Below are 1,591 nucleotides of genomic sequence, written 5' to 3'. Positions count from 1 at the left end.
AATAGAACCGATGGTAGTTCTTTTGATTAGTAGATTTATATTTATTCCTGAGCAAAAAAATATGCTAAAACCTATACCTATTATTAAAAGTGCTGATCCTAAATTTGGTTGTTTAAAGATAAGAAAAAAAATTGTAGCTAAAAACAATAAAAGTTTTCCACTACCACTCCAGCTATTTTTAGCTTGTTCTTGTCGTAATGCAAAAAAACGGGCTGTTACGAGTATTGTTCCTAATTTAAGAAATTCAGCTGGCTGTATTCCAAAGATCCATGATTGAGCATTATTTACCACTTTTCCTTTCCATAAAACCATAATTAATAAAAAAATCCCCCCAACCATAATACAAATAGAGACTATTCGTTTTTTCCATATTTCATATGGGAGTATGGCACAAACTATTAACCCTATTGTTCCTAAAATTAGCTTTGTTAATTGAGAATCAATAAAGTGTCTACTGTTATAACCGTAATGCTGGACAGCGACAATGGAACTCGCACTATACATCATGATAATACCTAAGGTACATGTTATGAGTAGAGGGAGGAGCAATAGATAATCGAGTTTTAATATTTTTTTCATTTTAATATCCTCCTAATTTAAAACAAAACATAATATTACATTTGCTAATCCATTAAACCTTTTTCTCGTCAATTACTTAACAGGATTTTTGTTTAGGCAGATTCTATCGCTTACACCCTGTTTTCTTACGCAAAAATCCCCCTAGTATATAACTAGGGGGATTCAAAATGGCATGACTAAATAAGGCTTTTTCCCCCTAGTAGAGCTTTGGCACTATACAACGTAAAGTAATGAAAATTCATCACTTAGCTATCTTAAGAAGAGCCTTAATCCGACAATTCCTGTTCTACCCATTGGCGTCTTTCGACATTTTTGGGCAATAGCCTGTGTTTGCATAGGAGCCTCACCTAACAGGTTAAGCAATATAAATTTTATGTATTTGTTTCGTGTAGCAAGCATAAATATATATTTTTTTCTTGTCAAGTAACCGTATTGCTAATTTTATATGTTTTATTGCTTTATAATCCTTTGAGAAATGATGTGAGAAAATGTATGTAATCATTCCGTATAAGTACATATTTTCGACTTGTAGTATATAGTTTGATTAAGTAGTTTAACCATATAAATTTGATAAACAGTAAAGAAGATTTTAATCATAAAAGAAGATTTTTTTAAGAATGTTCTTTTAAAGTACAGAATGACTAATCATTTATCTTTTGCTATAAAGTTAAAGATTGATTATAAACAATAAGTTTCATATACGAAATTTCATATGTTTTTTAACGTTTCTTCGAATGAATTCTATGTTTTTTAGTGCAATTTTAAATTTGTGATAGATATATTTTCATTTTCTATAAAAAAGTTTTTAAGAATAGAATTGAAAGTGAGTTGACAAATATTAAATTCTGGTTTAAATTTTGAAGTAATTCAATAATCTTTGTTAGGTGAGGCTCCTGTATAGAGAAACGCTGCTGCCCAAAAATGTCGAGAGACGCCAATGGGTCAACAGGAACGGTCGGATTAAGGCCCTTCTTAATGTAGCTGGTTATAAAAACCTATGCTATACAGTGCT

General features: G+C 30.5%; 1 protein-coding gene and 2 riboswitches. The gene reads right to left on the bottom strand.

Going from position 1 to position 1,591, the window contains the following annotated elements; all coding sequences use genetic code 11:
• A partial coding sequence (locus DN393_RS31260; protein WP_149174306.1) for an FtsW/RodA/SpoVE family cell cycle protein occupies positions 1-579 on the bottom strand: 579 nt, incomplete at its 3' end.
• 185 nt (positions 580-764) lie between these two features.
• A riboswitch (M-box (ykoK) riboswitch) is annotated at positions 765-941 on the bottom strand.
• 507 nt (positions 942-1,448) lie between these two features.
• Positions 1,449-1,591: riboswitch (M-box (ykoK) riboswitch) on the top strand. This riboswitch is flagged as partial in the annotation.

Source organism: Bacillus sp. BPN334 (assembly GCF_008368885.1).
Lineage (GTDB): Bacteria > Bacillota > Bacilli > Bacillales > Bacillaceae_G > Bacillus_A > Bacillus_A wiedmannii.
The sequence above is the reverse complement of the archived record's forward strand: the minus strand, read 5'-3'. Positions and strand labels throughout refer to the sequence as shown.